23 protein-coding genes are annotated in these 20,670 nt (G+C 63.2%); 7 read left to right on the top strand and 16 right to left on the bottom strand.

Features of this window, described 5'->3' with window-relative positions; genetic code table 11:
• Positions 1 to 34: 34 nt before the first annotated feature.
• From FHS09_RS20890 to maiA, 3 genes are all read left to right on the top strand, one after another.
• Positions 35 to 1,159: a homogentisate 1,2-dioxygenase gene (locus FHS09_RS20890; protein ID WP_183463573.1), complete on the top strand. Its 1,125-nt coding sequence runs from the start codon at positions 35 to 37 to the stop codon at positions 1,157 to 1,159.
• A gap of 113 nt (positions 1,160 to 1,272) precedes the next feature.
• On the top strand, positions 1,273 to 2,259 hold the full coding sequence (locus FHS09_RS20895) for a fumarylacetoacetate hydrolase family protein (protein ID WP_183463575.1): 987 nt from the start codon (positions 1,273 to 1,275) through the stop codon (positions 2,257 to 2,259).
• A gap of 119 nt (positions 2,260 to 2,378) precedes the next feature.
• Positions 2,379 to 3,008 (top strand): maleylacetoacetate isomerase, encoded by a 630-nt coding sequence (gene maiA / locus FHS09_RS20900; RefSeq protein WP_183463577.1) that lies wholly within the window; start codon positions 2,379 to 2,381, stop codon positions 3,006 to 3,008.
• Here maiA and FHS09_RS20905 read toward each other — a convergent pair.
• The 9 genes from FHS09_RS20905 to FHS09_RS20945 form a co-directional block, all read right to left on the bottom strand.
• The gene (locus FHS09_RS20905) at positions 3,005 to 3,985 is read right to left on the bottom strand and encodes a mechanosensitive ion channel family protein (protein WP_221192169.1); all 981 of its coding nucleotides are present in this window, start codon (positions 3,983 to 3,985) and stop codon (positions 3,005 to 3,007) included. The two genes, maiA and FHS09_RS20905, sit on opposite strands and share 4 nt — an antisense overlap.
• A 230-nt stretch (positions 3,986 to 4,215) precedes the next feature.
• Complete coding sequence (gene hypB, locus FHS09_RS20910; protein WP_183463579.1) at positions 4,216 to 5,034, bottom strand: hydrogenase nickel incorporation protein HypB; 819 nt, start codon at positions 5,032 to 5,034, stop codon at positions 4,216 to 4,218.
• Positions 5,034 to 5,375, bottom strand: a complete 342-nt coding sequence (locus FHS09_RS20915) for a hydrogenase/urease maturation nickel metallochaperone HypA (protein ID WP_183463582.1) — start codon at positions 5,373 to 5,375, stop codon at positions 5,034 to 5,036. Before FHS09_RS20915 ends, hypB begins: the two co-directional genes overlap by 1 nt.
• A 45-nt stretch (positions 5,376 to 5,420) precedes the next feature.
• Positions 5,421 to 6,482 (bottom strand): hydrogenase expression/formation protein HypE, encoded by a 1,062-nt coding sequence (hypE, locus tag FHS09_RS20920; RefSeq protein WP_183463584.1) that lies wholly within the window; start codon positions 6,480 to 6,482, stop codon positions 5,421 to 5,423.
• Positions 6,479 to 7,621: a hydrogenase formation protein HypD gene (gene hypD / locus FHS09_RS20925; protein WP_183463586.1), complete on the bottom strand. Its 1,143-nt coding sequence runs from the start codon at positions 7,619 to 7,621 to the stop codon at positions 6,479 to 6,481. Before hypD ends, hypE begins: the two co-directional genes overlap by 4 nt.
• Complete coding sequence (locus tag FHS09_RS22990; RefSeq protein WP_183463587.1) at positions 7,618 to 8,304, bottom strand: SIS domain-containing protein; 687 nt, start codon at positions 8,302 to 8,304, stop codon at positions 7,618 to 7,620. The genes hypD and FHS09_RS22990 overlap by 4 nt, the downstream gene beginning before the upstream one ends.
• Entirely contained in the window at positions 8,301 to 8,612 is a 312-nt protein-coding gene (locus FHS09_RS20935) for a HypC/HybG/HupF family hydrogenase formation chaperone (RefSeq protein WP_183463589.1), read from the bottom strand. The genes FHS09_RS22990 and FHS09_RS20935 overlap by 4 nt, the downstream gene beginning before the upstream one ends.
• The gene (gene hypF / locus FHS09_RS20940) at positions 8,603 to 11,017 is read right to left on the bottom strand and encodes a carbamoyltransferase HypF (RefSeq protein ID WP_221192171.1); all 2,415 of its coding nucleotides are present in this window, start codon (positions 11,015 to 11,017) and stop codon (positions 8,603 to 8,605) included. Before hypF ends, FHS09_RS20935 begins: the two co-directional genes overlap by 10 nt.
• A 351-nt stretch (positions 11,018 to 11,368) precedes the next feature.
• Entirely contained in the window at positions 11,369 to 12,538 is a 1,170-nt protein-coding gene (locus tag FHS09_RS20945) for a dipeptidase (protein ID WP_183463591.1), read from the bottom strand.
• Between the two features lie 39 nt (positions 12,539 to 12,577).
• Between FHS09_RS20945 and FHS09_RS22995 the strand changes: the two genes are divergently transcribed.
• Positions 12,578 to 13,051, top strand: a complete 474-nt coding sequence (locus FHS09_RS22995; RefSeq protein WP_183463593.1) for an LEA type 2 family protein — start codon at positions 12,578 to 12,580, stop codon at positions 13,049 to 13,051.
• Between the two features lie 61 nt (positions 13,052 to 13,112).
• On the opposite strand, the gene FHS09_RS20955 is transcribed toward FHS09_RS22995, so the two are convergent.
• The 4 genes from FHS09_RS20955 to FHS09_RS20970 are packed head-to-tail and all read right to left on the bottom strand — an operon-like array spanning position 13,113 to position 15,142.
• Positions 13,113 to 13,478, bottom strand: a complete 366-nt coding sequence (locus FHS09_RS20955) for a hypothetical protein (protein ID WP_183463595.1) — start codon at positions 13,476 to 13,478, stop codon at positions 13,113 to 13,115.
• Positions 13,471 to 14,025 (bottom strand): sigma-70 family RNA polymerase sigma factor, encoded by a 555-nt coding sequence (locus tag FHS09_RS20960; RefSeq protein WP_183463597.1) that lies wholly within the window; start codon positions 14,023 to 14,025, stop codon positions 13,471 to 13,473. The genes FHS09_RS20955 and FHS09_RS20960 overlap by 8 nt, the downstream gene beginning before the upstream one ends.
• Before the next feature lie 12 nt (positions 14,026 to 14,037).
• A complete protein-coding gene (locus tag FHS09_RS20965) occupies positions 14,038 to 14,844 on the bottom strand; it encodes a DUF6249 domain-containing protein (RefSeq protein WP_183463599.1) in 807 nt (268 codons plus the stop codon).
• A gap of 34 nt (positions 14,845 to 14,878) precedes the next feature.
• Positions 14,879 to 15,142, bottom strand: coding sequence for a hypothetical protein (locus FHS09_RS20970; RefSeq protein ID WP_183463602.1), 264 nt, complete (start codon positions 15,140 to 15,142; stop codon positions 14,879 to 14,881).
• Between the two features lie 372 nt (positions 15,143 to 15,514).
• Here FHS09_RS20970 and FHS09_RS20975 point away from each other — a divergent pair, with 372 nt between their 5' ends.
• The 3 genes from FHS09_RS20975 (at position 15,515) to FHS09_RS20985 (ending at position 17,405) form a co-directional block, all read left to right on the top strand.
• Positions 15,515 to 16,117: a DUF924 family protein gene (locus tag FHS09_RS20975; RefSeq protein ID WP_183463604.1), complete on the top strand. Its 603-nt coding sequence runs from the start codon at positions 15,515 to 15,517 to the stop codon at positions 16,115 to 16,117.
• A complete protein-coding gene (locus tag FHS09_RS20980) occupies positions 16,117 to 16,734 on the top strand; it encodes a LysE family translocator (protein ID WP_183463606.1) in 618 nt (205 codons plus the stop codon). Before FHS09_RS20975 ends, FHS09_RS20980 begins: the two co-directional genes overlap by 1 nt.
• A 332-nt stretch (positions 16,735 to 17,066) precedes the next feature.
• Positions 17,067 to 17,405: a YebG family protein gene (locus FHS09_RS20985; RefSeq protein ID WP_183463608.1), complete on the top strand. Its 339-nt coding sequence runs from the start codon at positions 17,067 to 17,069 to the stop codon at positions 17,403 to 17,405.
• A gap of 137 nt (positions 17,406 to 17,542) precedes the next feature.
• On the opposite strand, the gene FHS09_RS20990 is transcribed toward FHS09_RS20985, so the two are convergent.
• The 3 genes from FHS09_RS20990 to FHS09_RS21000 form a co-directional block, all read right to left on the bottom strand.
• Positions 17,543 to 17,938 (bottom strand): MAPEG family protein, encoded by a 396-nt coding sequence (locus FHS09_RS20990; protein ID WP_183463610.1) that lies wholly within the window; start codon positions 17,936 to 17,938, stop codon positions 17,543 to 17,545.
• Between the two features lie 70 nt (positions 17,939 to 18,008).
• Positions 18,009 to 19,319 (bottom strand): amidohydrolase family protein, encoded by a 1,311-nt coding sequence (locus FHS09_RS20995; protein ID WP_343057539.1) that lies wholly within the window; start codon positions 19,317 to 19,319, stop codon positions 18,009 to 18,011.
• Positions 19,316 to 20,665 carry an amidohydrolase gene (locus tag FHS09_RS21000; protein WP_246395190.1) on the bottom strand — a complete coding sequence of 450 codons (1,350 nt, stop codon included), beginning with the start codon at positions 20,663 to 20,665 and terminating at the stop codon, positions 19,316 to 19,318. Before FHS09_RS21000 ends, FHS09_RS20995 begins: the two co-directional genes overlap by 4 nt.
• Between the last annotated feature and the right edge of the window lie 5 nt (positions 20,666 to 20,670).

Consider the following 20,670-nt stretch of genomic DNA (forward strand, 5'->3'; position numbering starts at 1 on the left):
TCCTACCAGATCACTAACCGACAAGTGAAAACTCATGAAAAACTGGATCAACTTTCCCCGCGTGGAAGGTGAAGCCAGCCGGCAGGCCCACGCGGACTTCCCCGCGAACACCTACGAGCGGGAAATGAGCAAGGAGGGCTTCTTCGGCCCGGCCACCCATTTTTACCACCGCCATCCTCCCACCGGCTGGAGCAATTTCGAGGGCCCGCTGCGTCCCCACGCCTTCGACAGCACCAGAATGGCTCACAGCGGCAATAGCCCCTGGGACCACAAACCGATACTTCAGAACAGCGGCAGCCTGGTGGCCCTGTGGACTTGCCGCGAAGCCATGGACCACCTGGTCCGCAACGCCGACGGCGACCAGCTGCTGTTCGTGCACAATGGCAGCGGAGATCTCTACTGCGATTTCGGCCACCTGCATATTCGGGACGGCGACTACATCATGCTGCCCCGCGGCACCCTGTGGCGCCTGGAGCCCGCCGAACCGCTGGAACTGTTGATGGTGGAGGCCACCGGCAGCCACTTCCAACTGCCGGAAAAAGGCTTGGTGGGCCCCCACGCCATCTTCGACCCGGCAATGCTGGACGTACCCACAATGGACGGCAAATTCCACGCGCAGCAGACCGAGGACGAGTGGCAGGTAAAGGTGAAGGCGCGCCAGCAGCTGTCCGTGATCACCTACCCGTTCAACCCGCTGGACGCCGCCGGCTGGAAGGGGGACAACCTGGCAGTGCGCATCAACTGGCGCGACATACGCCCGCTGATGAGCCACCGCTACCATCTTCCCCCATCGGCCCACACCACCTTCGTGGCCCGCGGCTTCGTGGTCTGCACCTTTGCGCCGCGCCCCATCGAGAGCGACCCGGGCGCTTTGAAAGTGCCCTTCTTCCACAACAACGACGACTTCGACGAACTGATCTTCTACCACCGCGGCGACTTCTTCAGCCGCGACAACATCCACCCGGGCATGCTCACCCTGCACCCCATGGGTTTTACCCACGGACCGCACCCAAAGGCCCTCGAGGCCGGGGCCCGGCACGCCAGAAAGGAAACCGACGAGGTGGCAGTCATGCTCGACAGCCGCACCCCCTGGAACATCCTTCCGGATGCCCATGCGGTGGAGTTACCGGAGTACGTCGATAGTTGGAAAACCAAGTAACTATCCCTTGCAGGAGCGGCCGTTGGCCGCGATCGAGCTGTGAAATAAACCACCATTGATCGCGGCCAACGGCCGCTCCTACAGTGCGACTCGGCAACAAGGAACAAGAATCCATGAAACTAGCCTCCCTGAAAAAAGGCCGCGACGGCGAACTGATCGTGGTCTCCCGCGACCTGACCCGCCACTGCGGCGCCGCCGATATCGCCCCCTCCCTTCAGGCGGCCCTGGATGACTGGGAAACCATCGAACCCCGGCTGCGGGCCCGCTTCAACGCGCTGCAACAGGGCGAGGTCACCAGCTTCCCCTTCGATCCCGGCGAATGTCACAGCCCCCTGCCCCGCGCCTACCACTGGGCGGACGGCAGCGCCTACGTCAATCACGTGGAGCTGGTGCGCAAGGCCCGGGGTGTGGAGATGCCGGAATCCTTCTGGACCGATCCACTGATGTACCAGGGCGGCTCCGACACCTTTCTCGCCCCCAGGGAAAATATCGCCATGGCAAGCACCGAGTGGGGCATCGATTTCGAGGCGGAAGTGGCGGTGATCACCGGCGATGTGCCCATGGGCACCGATGCGGAGAAAGCCGGCGGGCATATCCGTCTGCTGATGCTGGTCAACGACGTCTCCCTGCGCAACCTGATCCCCGGCGAGTTGGCCAAGGGCTTCGGCTTCTACCAGTCCAAGCCCTCCAGCGCCTTCTCCCCGGTGGCGGTGACACCGGATGAACTCGGCCACCGCTGGCGCGACGGCAAAGTGCACCTGCCGCTGCACGCGAGGCTGAATGGAGAGAAAATTGGTTCCCCCAATGCCGGCGTGGACATGACCTTCAACTTCCCGCAGCTGATCGCCCATGCGGCGAAAAGCCGAAATCTCGGCGCCGGTACCATTATCGGCTCCGGCACCGTCTCCAACGTGGACCGCTCCTCCGGCTCCTGCTGCCTGGCGGAAGTGCGTATGCTGGAAATGATCGCCGACGGAAAACCCAGCACGCCGTTTATGCAGTTCGGCGACCGCATCGAGATCGCCATGTACGACGAGATGGACGCGGATATTTTCGGTACCATCGATCAGCGGGTGGTGGAATACGTAGCCCCCCAGTAATCTACTGCCCTTTCCCTGTAGGAGCGGCCGCTGGCCGCGATCAATTTTTCAGAATTCTTCTGAGTTAGATCGCGGCCAGCGGCCGCTCCTACAGATACGAACCGGAACAAGGAATAACAATGGAATTACACGGCTACTTCCGCTCCTCCGCCAGCTACCGCGTGCGCATCGGCCTCAACCTCAAGGGCCTGGAATATGACTATTACGCGGTCAACCTGCTGAAGAGCGAACAAAAGGGCGACACATACCGCAAACTGAACCCCCAGGGCCTGGTGCCGGCGCTGGTGGATGGCGACACAGTACTCACCCAATCCCTCGCCATACTCGAGTGGCTGGACGATCGGCATCCCGAACCCGCACTTCTGCCCCGGGATTCACTGCAACGGGCGCGCATTCGCGCCTTGAGCTATACCATCGCCTGCGATATCCAGCCGGTGCAGAACCTGCGAATACTCAAATACCTGCAATCGGAGTTTGCGGTCGACGATGAGCAGAAAACCGGCTGGGTCCGCCAATGGATTCACGAGGGATTCAGCGCACTGGAACAGCAACTGGACCCGGCACCTTTTGCCGCTGGAGAAGAACCGGGACTGTTCGAGTGCTGCCTGATTCCACAGATCTACAACGCCGAACGCTTCGGCATGGATATCGCCGACTACCCGGCAATCCACCGCATCGCCCGGGCCTGCGCGGAGATACCGGCTTTTATCGAGGCGCGGCCGGAAAACCAGCCGGACAGCACTCTCTAATCGGGCTCACTACGCAGAGACAACGGCTCCTTGAAAGTCAGTGTCCGGTAGGGGAAGGGAATCTCGATACCAGCGCTGTCCAGAGCGTCCTTGATCGCGGTCACCACCTCGCCGCGGGACTTGCGCATCGCCACCGGTGTGGAGCCCGTCCACCAGGTGACCTCGATATCGATACCGCTGTCGCCGAATTCCTGTGGAAATACCTGGATGGGATCGTCCTCCCGCACCAACTCACAAGAGGCCACTGCCTTTTCGATCACCTCCACCGCCTCCGCCAGCTTCTCGCGGTAGGCCACCCCCACGGTAATGGCGACCCGTCGCTTGATCCGATCGGTGAGGATCTCACAGGGATTCTTGAACAGGAACAGATTCGGCACTATCACCAATTCTCCACTGGTCTTGCGGATCGCGGTATTGCGCACCTCCACCGCTTCCACACGGCCGGCAACCCCCTCGCACTCGATAAAATCCCCCTCCTCGAAGGGAAAGCGCCACAAAATCAGGATGCCGGCGAAGAAGTTCTCGAAGATATCCTTGAATGCCAGGCCCACGGCAACGGATAGCAGGCCCAGAGCTCCCAGCGCCCGGGCCGGGGTCAGCCCGGGGAAAAGCACCATTGCCGCAAACAGAAAGCCGAGCACCCAGACCCCGATATTAATCAGGCGCACCAGCAATTCGCGCAACGACTTTCGGGATGTAGTCCGTTTGAATATGCGCCGCCCAGAATGCTTGATCACCAGGGCAATAATCCAGGTCACCAGCAATACCACAAAACTGGTAAGCACGTAGGGAACATGGACGAGGAAATTGCTCCAGATATCCGCCAGCGACTCCAGGATGGTCGTCACCGCCTCTGAGAAGGACGTAGGTGCCATTTTGGCCAGCTCCAACTCCTCCTGCGGTTCCTGCGGCTGGGGATCCTGCAGGGGATTCAGTTGGAGAAACATTGCAGCGTAGAGCGTGGGAAGTGCTGCCATAAACCTTTACAACTCCGTCTGTAGGGCGAAGATTTCAGACAGGCTCGAAGAACCTGTTTGGAATCTCGCACAAAGCTCTCAGGAGCGGGTGGGGTAGCGCTTTCCGGGACTGTCCGCGAGAGGGACCTGCGGACAAGCCTACAGGGATGTATTTACGGGGGGCGCCTAGCCCGTGTCCCGGAAAGCGCTACCCATCCGACCCCGCACCGCGGCCGGGAATATCTGAGAATTCAAACAGGCTCCAAGAGACGCCGGCCCTGCAGCCAGTCGTACCAATCTTTCAGGCCGTAACCGCCGGTGGCGGAGAGCTGCAATACGTCGATATGCGGGTTGACCCGGCGCGCATAGCCGATACAGGCATCCAGGTCGAAATCCACATGGGGCAGCAGGTCGGTTTTGTTCAGAATCATCAGCGACGCGGCGCGAAACATATGGGGATATTTGAGCGGTTTGTCCTCCCCCTCGGTCACCGAAAGAACCACCACCTTGGCGTGCTCCCCGAGATCGAAGAGTGCCGGGCACACCAGGTTGCCGACATTTTCGATCATCAGCAACGAACCCTCCGGCGGCTCCAGTTCGTTGAGCGCCCCCTCGATCATCGACGCCTCCAGATGACAGCCGGTGCCCGTATTGACCTGCACCGAGTGGCAACCGGTAGCGCGGATGCGCTCGGCGTCGAACTGGGTCTCCTGGTCGCCCTCAACCACGCTGATCGTAACCGTTCCGAGCAGATCCAGGATGGTGCGCTCCAGCAATGTGGTCTTGCCAGCGCCGGGGGAACTGACCAGATTGAGGGCGAAAATATTGCGCTCGCGTAAACGAGCGCGGTTGCGCTCCGCAATCGCCCGGTTGTACGCGAGCAGGTCCCGCTCCAGGTGCAACCGGTCGATCTCCCGATCCGGCGCGCCCGCTTGGTGTTCACTGTGCTGGCGGTGCAGTGCGGGACCGTCATCGGCCGCAATCGGTTCACCGATACTCAGCACTTTGCCCGTGGCGGTATTGGTCAACAGGGACCGAGCGCCTCCGGAGCAACCACAGGTGGTACACATCAGACCGCCTCCTCGATTTCCATGGATTGAATCCGCAACTGGTCGCCGCCACTGGGAGGCTCCAGGTTCCCGGAACCGCAGCTGCAGTTATCCAGCAGGCTGCGCAGCGACAGTTCGCGGCCGCATTCCCGACAGCGGCTGCGGCCCGGCCGCACCAGGATTTCCAGCTCCGCCCCCTGCAGGGCGGTACCATCGCTCACCGCGGCAAAACAGAAGCGCAGCGCCTCCGGCATCACGCAGGACAGCGCGCCCACCTCCAGGGTGACTTTGCGCACCCACGCGCCGTTTGCCCGTGCACTACAGGCCTCGACGATGCTCTGCACCAGGGACAGCTCATGCACGGCAGCCCACCTCGGCGGTCCGGGTTCCCCCGCGGAACATCCACATCAACAGATCCTCGGCAACTGCTCGCCAATCAGCATGTCGACGATGCGCCCTCCGCCGAAACCACTGCGCATCACCACCCGTCCCGCAGGTTCGGCGGTGACTTCGCCGATTGACGCCGCCTGCGCGCCGGCGGGATGCGCGCGCATGGCCGCCAGCGCGCGGTCCGCGCAGGACTCGGGCACGATCGCCACCAGCACGCCCTCGTTGGCGTAGTAGAGCGGGTCCAGCCCGAGAATTTCCGATACGCCCCTGACCTCGTCGCGCACCGGGATCGCCGCCTCTTCGAATTCCATACAGACGCCGGCGCTCTCAGCGAATTCATTCAATACCGTCGCCAGGCCGCCGCGGGTGGCATCGCGCAGACAGTGCACCTGCGGGCAGGCGTCGAGCAGCGCACGCACCAGGCCATTGAGCGGGCGCGTATCACTCTCTATCGGCACCTGCAGGGCGAGGTCCCCCCGCGCGGCGAGAATCGCCACGCCGTGATCGCCGATAAAACCGTTGACCAGGATTCTGTCGCCGGGGCGGGCGCGGCCCGCGGCAATCTCAACCCCTGCGGGAATCGCGCCGACGCCGCTGGTATGGATAAACAGTTTGTCCGCCGCGCCCTTTGGTACCACCTTGGTATCACCGGTGACGATTTGCACCCCGGCAGCTTCGGCCGCCCGCGCCATGGACTCGACGATGCGGCGCAGGTCGGCCAGGGCAAAGCCCTCTTCGAGAATCACGCCGCAGGACAGATACAGCGGCACCGCACCGCTCACCGCCAGGTCGTTGACGGTGCCGTTCACCGCCAGCTCGCCAATATCACCACCGGGGAAAAACAGCGGGTCCACCACATAGGAATCGGTGGTGAACGCCAGCCGGTCCCCGGCGACACAGAGGTCCGCGAGCGGTATGCGGGCCTGGTCCTCCAGCGCGGCGAGAGCGGGATTGGCAAAGGCGGACAGAAAGACATCGTTCACCAGGTCGCGCATGGCGCGGCCGCCGCTGCCGTGGGAGAGGTCGATTCTGGCTTCCTGTGCCGCACTCCGCGGGCGCTCGGCCGTGGTGTCGCTCATTCGCGCTCCTTTTGCAGCTCGCGGGCGCGAATCAGGTCCATGCGCCCGTAGTTGTGCATCGCCGCGCAGGCGCCCTCGCTGGAAACCATCAGCGAGCCCAGCGGGGTTTTCGGGGTACAGGCGGTGCCGAATACCTTGCACTGCCAGGGCTTGATCGCGCCTTTCAGCACTTCGCCGCACTGGCAGGATTTCGGATCGGCGATTTTCAGGTTGGGCAGGGAAAAGCGCTTCTCCGCATCGAAGCGGGCGAACGCCCCACGCAGGCGCACGCCCGAATGGTCGATGGAGCCGAGCCCCCGCCACTCGAAAAACTCGCGCAGCTCGAAAACCCGCTGCACCGCCTCCAGCGCGGCTGTGTTGCCGGCATCGGGAACCACGCGGCGGTACTGGTTCTCCACCTCACAGCGGCCCTCGGTGATCTGTTTCAACAGCAGGTAAACGGAGTGCAGAATATCCAGCGGCTCGAACCCGGAGATCACCAGCGGCTTGCGGTAGTGCCGGCAGATAAATTCGTAGGGCGCGCTGCCGATCACCATGCTCACATGACCCGGGCCCAGGAAGCCGTCCAGGCGGATATCCGGCGAATCCAGGATGGCCTTGATGGTGGGAATAATGGTGATGTGGTTGCAGAAGACGGAAAAGTTTTCGATCCCCTCCTCCGCGGCGCGCAGAACCGTCAGCGCTGTGGGGGGCATGGTGGTCTCGAACCCCAGGGCGAAAAACACCACCTCGCGGCCGGGATTGTCCCGCGCAATTTTCAACGCGTCTTCCGGCGAATAGACCATGCGCACATCGGCGCCCTCCGCCCGCGCCTGCAACAGGCTCTTGCGGGAGCCGGGCACGCGCATCGCATCGCCGAAGGTGGTGAAAATCACGTTGGGATGCTCGGCCAGGGCCACGCAGTCATCCACCCGCCCCATGGGCAGCACACACACCGGGCAGCCGGGGCCGTGCACCATCTCGATATTGCGCGGCAGCACCTGCTCGATACCGTAGCGAAAAATGGAATGGGTATGCCCGCCGCAAACCTCCATCAGATGCAGCGGCCGCTCGCGCTGCAGTTGCGCCGCCAGATTCCCGATACTGGCCAGCAGTGCGCGGGCTTTGGCCGGGTCGCGGAACTCGTCGATAAATTTCACCGCCCCGCCTCCGCTCCCGCCAGATCGCCACGGCTGTCCGCCAGCAGTGTGTGCACCAGGTCCCAGAGGATGTGGTAGATGGCCAAGTGCGTCTCCTGGATACGGTGCACACTGTCGCTGGGCACAACCAGGCATCGATCGATATTTGGCGACTGCGCCATGGCGCCGCCGTCACCGCCCACCAGGGCAATGGTGGCCAGCCCCATTTCCCGCCCGCGCTGGAAAGCCGCCAGCAGGTTGGCGGAACTGCCGCTGGTGGAAAAACCCACCAAGGCATCCTCGGCCCGGCCCAATGCGGATACCTGGCGCAGGTAGATCTGCTCGACACCCACATCGTTGGCCAATGCCGTCAGCGTCGCGTTACTGGCGCCCAGGTCAACGGCGGGCAGTGCCGGACGCCCGGCGGTGACCGGATGCAGGAATTCCACCGTCAGGTGCGCCGCATCGCAGCTGGAACCGCCGTTGCCCATGCACAGGAGCCGCCCGCCCCGCCGGAAGCGGTCCGCCAGTACGCGCGCCACGGCCACGACGCCTTCACCGCAGCGATCAAAAAACTGTGTTTTCACCCGGGCGCTTTCCCCGGCCTTTTCCCGCACCGACACCAGCAGCGCCGCGTCGATCGAATCCGCACTGCGCTCGCCGCCGTGCAGAAAAGGATAAAGTTGCTGCAAATGATCCGTCACGGGGATTCCTCCTCCAATTGGCCGGACGCTCGCCCCTCCCGCTCCGCAATGGTCGACAACTTCTCCTCCATCTCCCCCAGCTCCCGTAGGAGTTCCAGGGTTTTCTGCGCTTCCAGCGGGTCCAGGCGGCTCATCGCGAAACCCACATGTATCAGCACCCATTCGCCGACACACTGGGCGTGGTTGCGCTCGTCACTCACCACACAGGCGATATTGACCGCGCGGCGCACACCGCAGATTTCCACCACCGCGGTATCGCTCGCCGCGTCGACTATCTCGACGATCTGTCCGGGAATTCCTACGCACATGTTCCAGCCCCGCGCGATTGCAAAAGGCGCGCGGCGGCCACCGCCGCCTGGCCCAGGCTCAGGCCGCCGTCATTGGCAGGCACGCGGCGATGGCACAGCACTTCCAGCCCGCGCCGCCGCAATTGCCGGACCAATAAACTGCTCAGCACTGCGTTCTGGAAGACTCCGCCGGAGAGCGCCACGCGGCCGCTCCAGCCCGCACCGCAGCGATCGCCGAGACGGTCGACCATTCGCCCAATTGCCTCCGCCAGCCCAAGGTGAAAGCGAGCGGCCACGACGCCGGCGGCGGTGCCCCGGCGAAGGTCCTCCAGCAGCGCTCGCCACATAGGCTGCGCGCACAACCGCGACAAGCCACCCCGCTCCCCGATCTCAAACGGATAGCCGTTTCCGCCGCCGGCCAGCGCGGCGCTGTCCACGCAGGCCTCCAGGGCCATGGCCGCCTGGCCCTCGAAGCTGATCTCGCGGCACAGGCCGATCACCGCGGCCACCGCATCGAACAGGCGGCCGCAGGAACTGGTCAGTGGACTGTTGAAACCGGTATCGATCATGCGCGCCAGGGTTTCCAGGGGCTGGCGGGCGAGGAAGTCGCCAAATTCGCCCGGCAGCCGTTGCCGCGTGGAGAGATCGTTGCCGAACACCTGGTGCAACCAGGCAAAAGCCATGCGCCAGGGCTGGCGGATGGCGCGCTCGCCGCCGGGGATGGGCACCGGCTCGAAACTTGCCAACCGCTCAGAGTTCCTATAGTCCGCCAGCAGGAATTCGCCACCCCAGAAGCTGCCATCCGTTCCGTAACCCAGCCCGTCCAGTGCGATGCCCAACACCGGCTCCGCGTCCAGCGGTACGCCATTGTCGGCGAGGCAGGCGGCGATATGGGCGTGGTGGTGCTGCACCACCTCCAAGCGCAGCGACTCCCGCGCCGCCAGCGCGCGGCCGATTTTGCCCGACCGGTACTCCGGGTGCGCGTCCACCGCGATCGCACGCGGCGCGTGATCAAACAGCTCGCGATAGAACTGTAAGGACTGCTCGAAGGCATCGCCGACGGCGCGGTTGTGCAGGTCGCCGATATGCTGGGAGAGAACTGCCTGGCCGTCCTTCAGCAGGCAGAAAGTGTTTTTCAGTTCCCCCCCCAGGGCCAGCAGCGGCGGCGCGGCGGCGAATGTCTCCGGCAGCATCAGCGGTTCCGGCACATAGCCGCGCGCGCGGCGCAGGATGGCGGGGCGCCCGTCGATTTCGCGCACTACGGAATCGTCCAGGCGGTTGACGATGTCGCGATCGTACAGCAGCGCCGCGTCCGCCACCGCGCCCAGCAATGCCCGCGCGTCATCGTTGGCGATGCATTGGGGTTCGCCGCTGCGGTTGCCACTGGTACACACCAGCGGAAATTCCAGCCCCGCCATCAGCAGGTGGTGCAGCGGCGCGGGGGGCAGCATGAATCCGTAACAGCGCTGTCCCGGCGCAACCCCGGGAGCCAACGCGGCCGCGCCGGTTTGGGGAAGCAGCAGGATCGGCGCGGCGCGGTGCTGTAGCAGTTCGCACCCGGTATCGCTCAGGCTGCAATAGCGCCGGATCATTTCCAGGTCCCGCGCCAGCAATGCAAAGGGTTTGTGGGGTCGCCGTTTGCGCGTCCGCAGCCGCGTGACCGCGTCGGGATCAGTGGCATTGCAGGCCAGGTGAAAGCCGCCGACGCCCTTGAGCAGCAGGATTTTTCCCGCGCGCAATGACTCTTGTGCCCGCGCGATCGGGTCCGCTTCGGGGCCATGGTCATGGCCCTCCGCCCACTCCAGCCACAGATGCGGCCCGCAGTCCGGGCAGCAGTTCGGTTGGGCGTGAAAACGGCGATCGGCGGGGTTGCGGTATTCCTCCAGGCAGGCGGGGCACTGTGCAAACGCTCCCATGCTGGTATTGATACGGTCGTAGGGCACGCTGCGGACGATACTGATCCGCGGGCCGCAGTGGGTGCAATTGGTAAAAGCGAAACCGCGGCGCCGACCGTCGGGGGCAAACAACTCCCCGAGGCAATCCGCGCAGGTGGCGGCGTCGGCGGCGACCTGGGTATGCATTTCCCCGGGCAGGCTGGCGGCGATATGAAAACCGCTCTCCGCCGGCCCCACAGGGGCGCGGGGCAGGCGCTCGATGCTGTCGATGCGCGCGAGGGGCGGCGGCGCACTGCGCAGTGCCTCGACGAGGCGATCGACCTGCCCGGCGACGCCGCTGACGTGAATCCACACTCCCTCGGCGTCGTTCCCCACGCTGCCGGACAGGCCGTATTTCCCCGCCAGTCGCCACACCAAGGGGCGAAGACCCACGCCCTGCACCAGGCCGCGCACGCGGATGGACTCGGCGATACGCGGTTCGAGACTTGAAGCCTGTGGCGTCTTTTTTTGCTGTGGCGCGTAGCTGTCCAATAATCACTCCGGTATTCACCGATAAAAATCGAGACAGTAGTTTTTATCGGTTTTTATATTCGGGTTCGTGCAATTTGTCCGGTGAGAAAAACGCTCCCGCTACATCTGCGGATTTTGCGTTGGATTTTGCGACCGTAAGGTGTGCCGCCTGAATCGGCTATCGCGGGCCTTCCTCGATAGGTCGAGGGATGAGTGTCAGCAGCGCGGGGGCGCCGGTTCACCCCACTATAGTTGAGAAATTAAAGCGGGCCTGGCGGATAAAGTTTCAGGTAGGGCAAAAATGCGCCGGGGATTATTTGCGCAGCTGTTTTTGTAAATGAGGCGGGTATGTCGAGTTGACGCCATATCACATCAGGCCGGGGGCAGCTGCGCGAGGAAAAAATCCCGCACATTCTCCCCCATGATCTTGCGGATTTCCGTTTCGCTGAATCCCTGCCGGAGCATCTCTTCCGTCAGCAGGCCCAGCTCGCTCACATCGAAGGCCGTGGTCACGCTGCCGTCGAAGTCTGAGCCCAGGGCCACATGCTCCAGTCCCAGCAGGTCGATGGCGTAGCGCAGGGTTTTGACGATACCCCGCGGGCTGGTATCGCAGACGGCGGCGTCCCAGTAGCCGATACCGATCAACCCACCGCCCGCGGCGATCCGCTGCAGCAGCTCGTCACGGATATTCCGCGGGGTATCGCAGGTCCCCTTGAGGCCGGTGTGGGAGAGAATCAGCGGTTGGTCCACCAGGTCCAGCACGTCGCGCACCACCTGCTCCGAGGCGTGGGCCACGTCGATCACGATGGAGCGCGCGGCCATTTCCCGCACTGCCGCGCGGCCGAACTCCGTGAGACCGGCACCGCTCCGACCGTGCAGCGAGCCGCCCAGCTCGTTGTCGAAGAAGTGCTGCAGGCCCATCACCCGGTAGCCGGCGTCGTAGAGCACGCCGATGTTCTCCAGTTCCCCCTCCAGCGGATGGGCGCCCTCGATACCGAGAATGGCGGCCAGCTGTTCGCCGCCCTGCTGCCGGGCCGCAAGTACCCGGCGCAAATCGGCGGCGCTATGCACTACGGCCAGTTGATCAGGGGATCTGCGTTCCAGTTTGGTCACCCGCTCCGCGTGGTGGAGGGCCCGCTGCAGCAGGCTGTTCCAGGTGCGTGGCGGCCAGCCCTGGACGATCGCCAACAGGGTGATATTGTCCACGGTTTTGGAGGAGTTCTCCGCGTAGTTCTGCCCCCGGGGGGATTTGGTCACCGCGGTGAACACCTGGATAGCCAGGTTGCCGCGACGCGCCCGGGGAAGGTCCAGATGGCCGTAGTCCGCCTCATTCTCCAGGTTTCGGGCCCAGAGGAAGCTGTCGGCGTGCAGGTCGCCGACCACCAGGGAAGGGTGCAGCGCGGCCGCCTCTTCCGACAGGGGAGGATACTTGGGGCCGGTGCGCTTGTTACGCCCCTGCTCGATGCCCGGAAGCAACAGCCACTTCCAGCCGGTGAACAAGACCAATGCCAACGCGGTCGATAGAAAGAGAAGTTTCTTCATGCTTCGATATAACCGATATCAAAAACCCAGGAACTATCCGTGACACAACTATACCGCCCTCTCCTGCTTTCGCTGCTCGCCCTGCTGATCGGCGGCTGCGCCGTACTCTCCCCCAGCTACCAGAAGCCCGAAGTCGAGGTTACCGCAGTGGAGCCGCTTCCGGCGGGCCCGGGCAACGACCTGCGCTTTCGCATCCACCTGCGGGTGTTCAATCCCAACGACTCCGAACTGGCGCTCTCCGGGCTTTACTACACCCTGAGCCTGGCGGGGCACAAAGTGATTACCGGCACCTCCAGGGAACTGCCGCCCATCGCCCCCTATGGGCAGGACAATATTGTGGTGGATGCGACGGCGAGCCTGGTGGGCTCCATCTTCGCCGCGGCGGAGCTGATCGGCACCCGGCGGGAGTCGGTACCCTATGAGCTGGTGGCCAAACTGGGATTGCGCCGGTCGATAGTGCCGTCGATCACTGTGCGCAAGGAAGGAGAGATAAGGCTGAACCAGCGGATGTAGGGAGGCGAACGCCCGGGTGGGACAGATGGAACAAGGGCGAACACTGGGTTCGCCCGGGCGCTTAACGCCGCGCGGCGAAAATGCCGCCGGCCATGGCTGCCAGGGAGGTGAGTATGCCCACCCCGACGAGACTGTAGAGACTGATGGACTGCTGCACGGCCTGGATGAACACCTGGTCGAAGGGGAACTGCCAAGCGACGATCGTAGAAGCGGCCACCACCGCGGCATACTGTACACGGGTGGCGCGGCGCTCAGAGCGCCTGGAGGGCGCCGGCAGGCGCGCCATCACGCGCTCGCAGAAGCCGTCGTCGTCCACATAGGGCTCGCTGAACTGCAGCTGTTGGCCCAGCCAGGTATCGAAATCCGGCTCGCCGCCCGCGCTGTTCCAGCTGTCTGTTCTGTCGCGATTGTTCAAACCATTATCCACTGACTACCTCCTCGCGCCATGCCTGCAGCAGAGTCTGCAATTTGGCCCGCGCGCGATTGACGTGGGATTTTACCGTGCCCAGCGGCAACTTCATAATACTGGCCGCCTCCTCGTGGGAAAAGCCGCGCTGCATACACAGGTGCACGGCCTGGCGCTGGGCCTCGCTGAGCTCCTCCATGGCCGAGTTGAGATCCCGCGCCATGCCCAGTTGCTGGGCCTCCTCGACGCTCTCCTCCTGCTGTGCGCGATCCACCGCCTCCTGATCCACTTCCGGGGACTTCTTGCGCCGGTAGCTCATGACGAGATTGTAGGCGATACGGTACAGCCAGGTGCTGAAACGCGCATCCCCACGGAATGCCGGCAGGGCCTTGTAGGCTTTGATAAAAGCCTCCTGGGCCATATCGTCGGCCAGGGCCTGGTCGCCATCGCACAGCTGGCGGAGCGAGAAACGCAGCTGTGACTGATAGCGGCGCACCAGGTGGGCGTAGGCCCGCTGGTCCCCGTCTTCGACGACGCGCCGGATCAAATCCTCGTCATTGAGGTCCATATACCGCTGTCCTTACGCCTGCTTGTTATCCAGTTTCCAGTTGACAAAGCGGGCGATGCCGATAAACAGCGGTATCAGGCCGAGACTGCCGACCTCCACGCCAGAGGATATGCTCAGCCAGATGAATATCGCCAGGCCGACGGCGATCAGCGTGAATCCGCGATCCTTCATATTGCGGGGGGACTCGCCTTCCATGGCATCCAGCAGCTCCGGCGGAATATCGCGGCCCTCGGCCACCATGCGGTTGATGTGGTCCATCAGCAGTTGCTTCTTGCGGTAGCTGTTGCGGGCCACCAACCACACGATCAGTATCGGCGTACCGAACACCGCCAGGATCGCGATGATGGGAATCAACACGGCTATGTCTCCATCAAAGGGGAAATCATCGCGGTGGCCGCGAGGCTGGTCGAAATCGCCAGAGATACCGATACTGATATTCTTCGGCACACCGTCCATGGCCTCTTCCACCACCAGGCCCTTCTCGTCGAGGATGCCCTTTTCCTCCAGCTTCTTGTAGATGCGCCGGGTCAGTTCGCCGCCGAACTCTTCGCCCAGGTCCAACTGGACATCGGTGCGCTTGCCCTGCCCGTCCCGGGTCTTGATCACCAGGGTGCCGTCATCCTCGCGCAGTATGCGCACCTCCTTCTCCTCCGGGGTCTCCGGCGCTTTCTCTGCTGCCGGCGGCGGCGGTGGCTCCGGCATGGTTTCGTCCTGTGCCGGGGTCTCTTGGGCCCAACTGGCGGAGAGGCTCATCGCCGCCAGCAGGGCCATCAGCCAGCGGGCGCCGGCCCGCTGTGGGTGAAGATTTCTCGCTCTCATTTTTTCGTGCTCTCGATAGTGCTTCTGTTTCAAACTACGGTGCGGTCAACTGTGCTCCGGAAAACCGGACCGGGGTGCCCCCCGAGGACTCGTCGGCGAGCCGCACCGGGAAACGGGGATAGCTGCGCTCTTCCCGCTCCTTTTGCCGGCACTCCGCCAGCTTGCGCAAAAAGGCTTCGTCGATCTTTTCGGAAAGCTGTTGCTGCACCTCCGCCAGGGGGGCCGCCAACTCCGCGGCCTCCGCCTGCAGGCCCCCAAGCAGCAGGGCCAGGGCGGCGTAAAATTGTACCTTTTTCATAGTTCCTGCGGTTAACATGGTCGCCTCCAGGTAGAATTTCCTTGTACACCTAGTGTGGTGTAAGGTACTAAATGCGGTTATCAGAGCCCCCCAAAATGTTCACAGGAAGGCGCCGCTCGCAGGGAATGGCTCGCCCTTTTCAAGAGCGGCAACGCAGCTGTGGGCATTTTGGGGGGCTCCCTTCGGGCGGGCCGCTAAGCAGCCATCTGCGGCGTTGCATTTGCTTGACGTAGAACAACTACGCCAGCGCAAATGCGCCTTGCATCTGGCCGCTTAGCGGCCCGCTGATATCCGCATTTAGTACCTTACACCACACTAAAGACGATACCGGCGCAGCATCTGGATGCAGCGCGAGAAAATAAAGGAGCCGCAATGACAGAGCCCGCAGACGTACTGACTTTCTGGTTCGGCCAGGCGCAGCTCGACGCCGTCCCCGGCGCCGAGTACCGCCAGCGGTGGTTTTCCGGCGACAGCAGTTTCGACAGCCAGATAGAGGAGGATTTCGGCGCGCAGGTGGAGGCCGCCCTGGCCGGGGAGCTGACCCACTGGCGCCAGAGCCTGGAGGGGGAACTGGCCCTGGTGCTGGTGTGCGACCAGTTCACCCGCAACATCTACCGGGGCACCACCCGGGCCTACGCCGGCGATTCCCTGGCCCGTGACGCCGCCCTGACGGTGATCGAACGCGGCGACGAGCGCAAGCTGGGCCTCTACCAGCGTGCCTTCCTCGGTATGCCCCTGGAGCACGGAGAGACCCCGGAGATGCAGGCGCGATCGGTGGCTTACTTCGACAGGCTGCGACGCGACTACTTGAACGGCGCGGAGGCCGCCGCCCAGGCTGAGAACTTCTACCAGTACGCCCTCGCCCACCGCGAGGTCATCGAGGAATTCGGCCGCTATCCCCACCGCAACGCGGCACTGGGGCGGGAATCCACCCTCGCGGAGCAGAAATGGCTGGAAAAAGGGGGAGGTTTCTGATGGATTGGCTCGCCTGGTTGTCCCTGGCCGGAATCTGCGCCCTGGGAGCCATGTCCCCCGGTCCCAGCCTGTTGATCGTACTGCGCAGCGCCGCCTCCGGCCCCCGCCAGGGTTTCGCCTGCGCCCTGGCCCACGGCGCCGCTATCGCCGTTTACGCCGGCCTCACCGCCTTTGGCCTGGCGGTGCTGATCACCCGCTCGCCGCTGCTGTTTACCGCCCTGCAGTGGGCCGGCGCGGCCATGTTGATCTATTTGGGTTGGAAGGCCCTGCGTGCACCGGCGCCGAATCCCGCAGCGGGCGCCATTCCCGCTCCGCAGCAGCCAACGGCCCGCTCCGCACTGCAGGGGTTCGGGGTGGCATTCTTCAACCCCAAGGTGGCCTTGTTCTTTACCGCCTTGTTCAGCCAGTTCGTGACGGAACAACAGGCGCTCACCACCAAACTGGGAATGGCCGCAATGGCGGCGGGCATCGACGCCGGCTGGTACTGCCTGATCACTTTGGCAGTCCTCGCCGGACGCAATCGCAACTGGGTCGGCAACTCACTCGGGCACCGCCTGCAGCAGCTGTTCGGTGTCTTGCTGTTGGGGCTGGCGGCGCGGCTGGTGCTGACACTCTAGTTCCAGAAATTAGAAAATTAGAAAAGCCGCAAGGGAAGTGGGAAGTCGTGTTACAACAGACAGATAAAAAGAAGGCCCGCACTGCGGGCCTAAACATCTTACTGCGGGGTCGTGGCGGACCACCCGTTTGGGGGGGAGGCGGCCCGCCACTGAGTCTATTATGGCAGCTGCAGCCTCTTTACGCGGACCACTCAACGCACGCCCCGCTCCACTTGTCGCACCACCAATAAATTTTACTTTCCGGTTGACACTGAACACTTACACATATACTGTACATTTATACAGACAAACAAAACGCGTTAACAAATTCTTAAAAATACTGGAGGCGCAGAATGGCCGTAGTAGCTGTGTGGAAATGCGATAGAGACGGAGCAATGTTCGACAACAAAAAAGATGCGGAAGAACACGATAAGATGCTGGAACTAGCCGCCAATATTACCTCGTTGATCGAGCGTCATATCGACGGTATCTCCGAACAGGCCGGCGAAGAGATCGGCCTTCTGCTGGCCAAGCGCAGGGACGACCTCGCCAAAGCCTGCAAGGGCAAACCGGAAGTACTGCTGGAATCCGACGGAAGGGAAACCAACGAAAGGGAATCCAACGAAAGGGAATCCGAACAGCAGGATGAGACCAGCGAAGAGCAGGTTACCCCCCTGGCCGCCAATCAATAGATTTTCACGATTCCATCCCTGTATCTGCCCGGCCCGCGCCGGGCTTTTTTGTTGCCGATCCCATTTCCCTACCCCATCATTTCCCATCTCATGTAGGAGTGGCCGTTGGCTGCGATCGGCGTAGTTGCGAAGCGCTCCTACAGGTTTTTCACTGCGAGCCCTATATCGATGGCGGCCAGGACCAGTATCACCACCCAACTGAGCGCGGTCCCCCAGAAACGCCCCGGATGGTAACCACCGCCGCTGGCAGTAAAGCCAAAGGCGTGCACCAGGCGCGCCAGCACAAAGACGCCACCAAAAATATGCAGCCAGAATGCGGAAAGTCCACCCAGCTCCGCAACCAGCATCAGTATCAATGCCAGCGGGATATATTCGACGGCGTTGGCGTGGGCGCGCACACGGACTTCGTTATCGGGGTCCCCGCCAGTGCCGAGGCCCACCTTGCCACTGCGGCGGAACTGCACTACGCGAAATGCCAGGGCGATCACCAGGACTCCGCAAAGGCCCGCGTAGAGGGCTGTGATATTGGCCATTTATATCTCCTGCTAAAAGGGCTTGTTTCGTAGGGTGCGCCCTACTCACGATTGAGAGAATACTCTTAAATCAAAACTTGTAACCGAAGTCGTGCCCCTGCTGCGGCTTCAGGTAGCGATCGCGCAGACGGGTGGAGCGGTTGACCAGCGACTGGAGTTTACCGTCGATCAGCACCTCTTCCACATAGCTGGTAACTTCCAGGGGATCGCCGCTCCACACCACGATATCCGCCACCGCCCCCGGTTCGATGGTACCGCCCTCGATACCGAACACCTCCGCCACATTGGCGCTGATGGACTTGAGCGCGTCCTCGTAGGGCAGGCCATTGGCCACCGCGTTGCCCGCGGACTGGCGGGACAGGTAGACGTTGTGGGTGGAGGCGTAGTCCGGGCCACTGATCAGCACCGTCACGCCCGCGCGCTTTATCAGTGCCGCATTGTCCAGCCGCGCGCCCAGGCTCTCGAAGGAGATGGGCAGATTGTTCTGCGCATCGACGATCACTGGCACCCCGGCCTCCGCCAACTGGTCGGCGACCATCCAGCCCTCGGCCCCACCGAGCACCACCAGCTTCAGATCGAATTCCCGGGCCAACTGGATGGCCTGCAGTATATCGCTGGCCCGGTTGACGCTAACCAGCAGCGGCTGCTCTCCCCCGAGCAACGGCTGCAACGCCTCCAGATCGGCGAGGGAGTGGTTCAGTTCCCGCCATTCGCCGCGGCGGATCGCATCCCGGTTGGCCCGGTACTCCCGCGTCTCCTCCAGGGCATTTTTCACCTTGGCGTAGGCGCTGGCGCGGCTGCCACCGGCGAGCTGTCCGCCGGCCTCCCCCAGGTAGGCCCTCTGCCCCAGGTCGGTGGCCACCACGCTGTCGAAACCGCCGTCCAGCCTGATCGCAAAACTGCGCCCGGCGAAAACCCGCTGGGGGTTGCCGGCAGTGTCGCCCCACAGCTGGATACCCGGTAGCACCAGCGCACGGGTGACACCGCCGGCGCGGTTGAAGGGGATCAGGGTGGATTTGGGGTTGTAGGCGGGCAACGGGTCAAAGGCACTGCCGATGCTCTCGCCGGTCACCGCGTAGTCGTTGGTGGCGCTGGCGGCACCGATCTCGGTGAGTCCCAGTTCCGATACCGGCGCGATCACTCCCGGGGTCACCACTTTGCCGGCAGCATCGATCACCCGGTCGGCACCGCCTTCCAAGGATGGGCCCACCGCTTCCACGCGGCCGTCGCGGATCAGGATATCCGCCCGCTCGAAACTGCCGGCGTCGGACAGGGTGTGTACCCTGCCGCCTTTGATCAACAGGGTTTCCGCCTGCGCAAACGGCGCCAGGCCCAAAAACAGAGTGCAGATGGCCGCTTTGTATTTCGCTATCTTTTTCACAGCCGCTCTCCCTCCGCGTTCAGGATTCCCAGCTCGAAATCGCTATGGGGCTGGCGCGCCTTATCTGCGCGGTCGTACATCAGTTCGCCGTCGATAAACACCATTTCCGCCTTGGTGTAAACACTGAACGGGTTGCCGGACCAGAGCACTACATCCGCCATCTTGCCCTTCTCCAGGCTGCCGGTCTGCTCAGCAATGCCCAGGGCCTTGGCGGGGTTGAGGGTCATCCACACCACCGCATCCGCGGGCCCGATATCGAAACCAGCCCGCTGCCCCGCGGTCATGGCTTTGGCCACCTCCTGGTTGAGGCGCTGGATGCCCACGGCGGAATCCGAATGGATCATCGCACAGGCTTTGGCCTGGTCGACGATGGCGATATTGGCCTCGGTCATATCGAAAGCCTCGTGCTTGAAGCCCCACCAGTCGGCCCACATGGCCGCGCAGACATTGTTCTCCGCCAACAGGTCCGCCACCTTATAGGCCTCCACCGCGTGGTGGAAGGTGGAGATCTGGAAACCGAACTCCCTGGCGATATCCATCATGATCGCCATCTCCTCACCCCGGTAACAATGGTTGTGCACGAGGATGTCGCCGTTGAGTACGCCGGCCAGGGTCTCCAGTTCGAGGTCGCGCTCCGGCTTGTCACCGCCGTTTTTCTCGTAGCCTTCCCACGCTTTCCTGTAATTGGCCGCGGCGATCCAAGCCCTGCGGTAACCGGCCACATTGCCCATGCGGGTGGAGGGCGCGGTTCCCTTGCCGCCATAGACACGCTTGGGATTCTCCCCGCAAGCCATCTTCAGGCCGTAAGGGGCACCGGGGAACTTCATATCCTGTACCCGGCGGCCGGGCACATTTTTCAGGGTCACGCCGCGGCCGCCGAACAGGTTGGCGGAACCTGGCAGTATCTGCAGGGTAGTCACGCCGCCGGCCAGAGCGAGAGCAAATTGCGGGTCCTGGGTCCACACCGAGTGCTCCGCCCACACTTCGGCGGTGTTCGGCGAGGTCATTTCATTGCCATCCTCAGAGGACTCGATGGCCGGCGCGGGGTAGTCGCCCAGGTGGGAGTGCACGTCGATAATACCCGGAGTCACCCATTTGCCGCTGCCGTTCACCAACAACGCACCCTCGGGCGCTTTCAGCCCCTCACCTATCTCTGTGATTGCGCCGTCCTGCAGCAGCAGGTCAGTATTTTCCAGTTGCTCGCCGGTACCAGTGAGCAGAGTGGCCCCGACGATCAGCACCGGACGGGATTGAGTGACGGAGTAGGTGGAAGGAAAGGCCTGTTGACGGGCGAAATCCGCAGATTCGCCGCTTTTTTTGTCCCCCCCGCACCCGGCCAGAAACATTGCGG

Origin of the sequence: Microbulbifer rhizosphaerae (assembly GCF_014191725.1) — a bacterium.
Lineage (GTDB): Bacteria > Pseudomonadota > Gammaproteobacteria > Pseudomonadales > Cellvibrionaceae > Microbulbifer > Microbulbifer rhizosphaerae.

Excerpts from the sequence above, each read along its gene's own strand:
- FHS09_RS20890 (WP_183463573.1), top strand. The coding sequence starts at position 35 with ATGAAAAACTGGATCAACTTTCCCCGCGTGGAAGGTGAAGCCAGCCGG.
- FHS09_RS20895 (WP_183463575.1), top strand. The coding sequence starts at position 1,273 with ATGAAACTAGCCTCCCTGAAAAAAGGCCGCGACGGCGAACTGATCGTG.
- maiA (WP_183463577.1), top strand. The coding sequence starts at position 2,379 with ATGGAATTACACGGCTACTTCCGCTCCTCCGCCAGCTACCGCGTGCGC.
- FHS09_RS20905 (WP_221192169.1), bottom strand. The coding sequence starts at position 3,985 with ATGGCAGCACTTCCCACGCTCTACGCTGCAATGTTTCTCCAACTGAAT.
- hypB (WP_183463579.1), bottom strand. The coding sequence starts at position 5,034 with ATGTGTACCACCTGTGGTTGCTCCGGAGGCGCTCGGTCCCTGTTGACC.
- hypE (WP_183463584.1), bottom strand. The coding sequence starts at position 6,482 with ATGAGCGACACCACGGCCGAGCGCCCGCGGAGTGCGGCACAGGAAGCC.
- FHS09_RS20935 (WP_183463589.1), bottom strand. The coding sequence starts at position 8,612 with ATGTGCGTAGGAATTCCCGGACAGATCGTCGAGATAGTCGACGCGGCG.
- FHS09_RS20945 (WP_183463591.1), bottom strand. The coding sequence starts at position 12,538 with ATGAAGAAACTTCTCTTTCTATCGACCGCGTTGGCATTGGTCTTGTTC.
- FHS09_RS20960 (WP_183463597.1), bottom strand. The coding sequence starts at position 14,025 with ATGGACCTCAATGACGAGGATTTGATCCGGCGCGTCGTCGAAGACGGG.
- FHS09_RS20965 (WP_183463599.1), bottom strand. The coding sequence starts at position 14,844 with ATGAGAGCGAGAAATCTTCACCCACAGCGGGCCGGCGCCCGCTGGCTG.
- FHS09_RS20970 (WP_183463602.1), bottom strand. The coding sequence starts at position 15,142 with ATGAAAAAGGTACAATTTTACGCCGCCCTGGCCCTGCTGCTTGGGGGC.
- FHS09_RS20975 (WP_183463604.1), top strand. The coding sequence starts at position 15,515 with ATGACAGAGCCCGCAGACGTACTGACTTTCTGGTTCGGCCAGGCGCAG.
- FHS09_RS20980 (WP_183463606.1), top strand. The coding sequence starts at position 16,117 with ATGGATTGGCTCGCCTGGTTGTCCCTGGCCGGAATCTGCGCCCTGGGA.
- FHS09_RS20985 (WP_183463608.1), top strand. The coding sequence starts at position 17,067 with ATGGCCGTAGTAGCTGTGTGGAAATGCGATAGAGACGGAGCAATGTTC.
- FHS09_RS20990 (WP_183463610.1), bottom strand. The coding sequence starts at position 17,938 with ATGGCCAATATCACAGCCCTCTACGCGGGCCTTTGCGGAGTCCTGGTG.
- FHS09_RS21000 (WP_246395190.1), bottom strand. The coding sequence starts at position 20,665 with ATGTTTCTGGCCGGGTGCGGGGGGGACAAAAAAAGCGGCGAATCTGCG.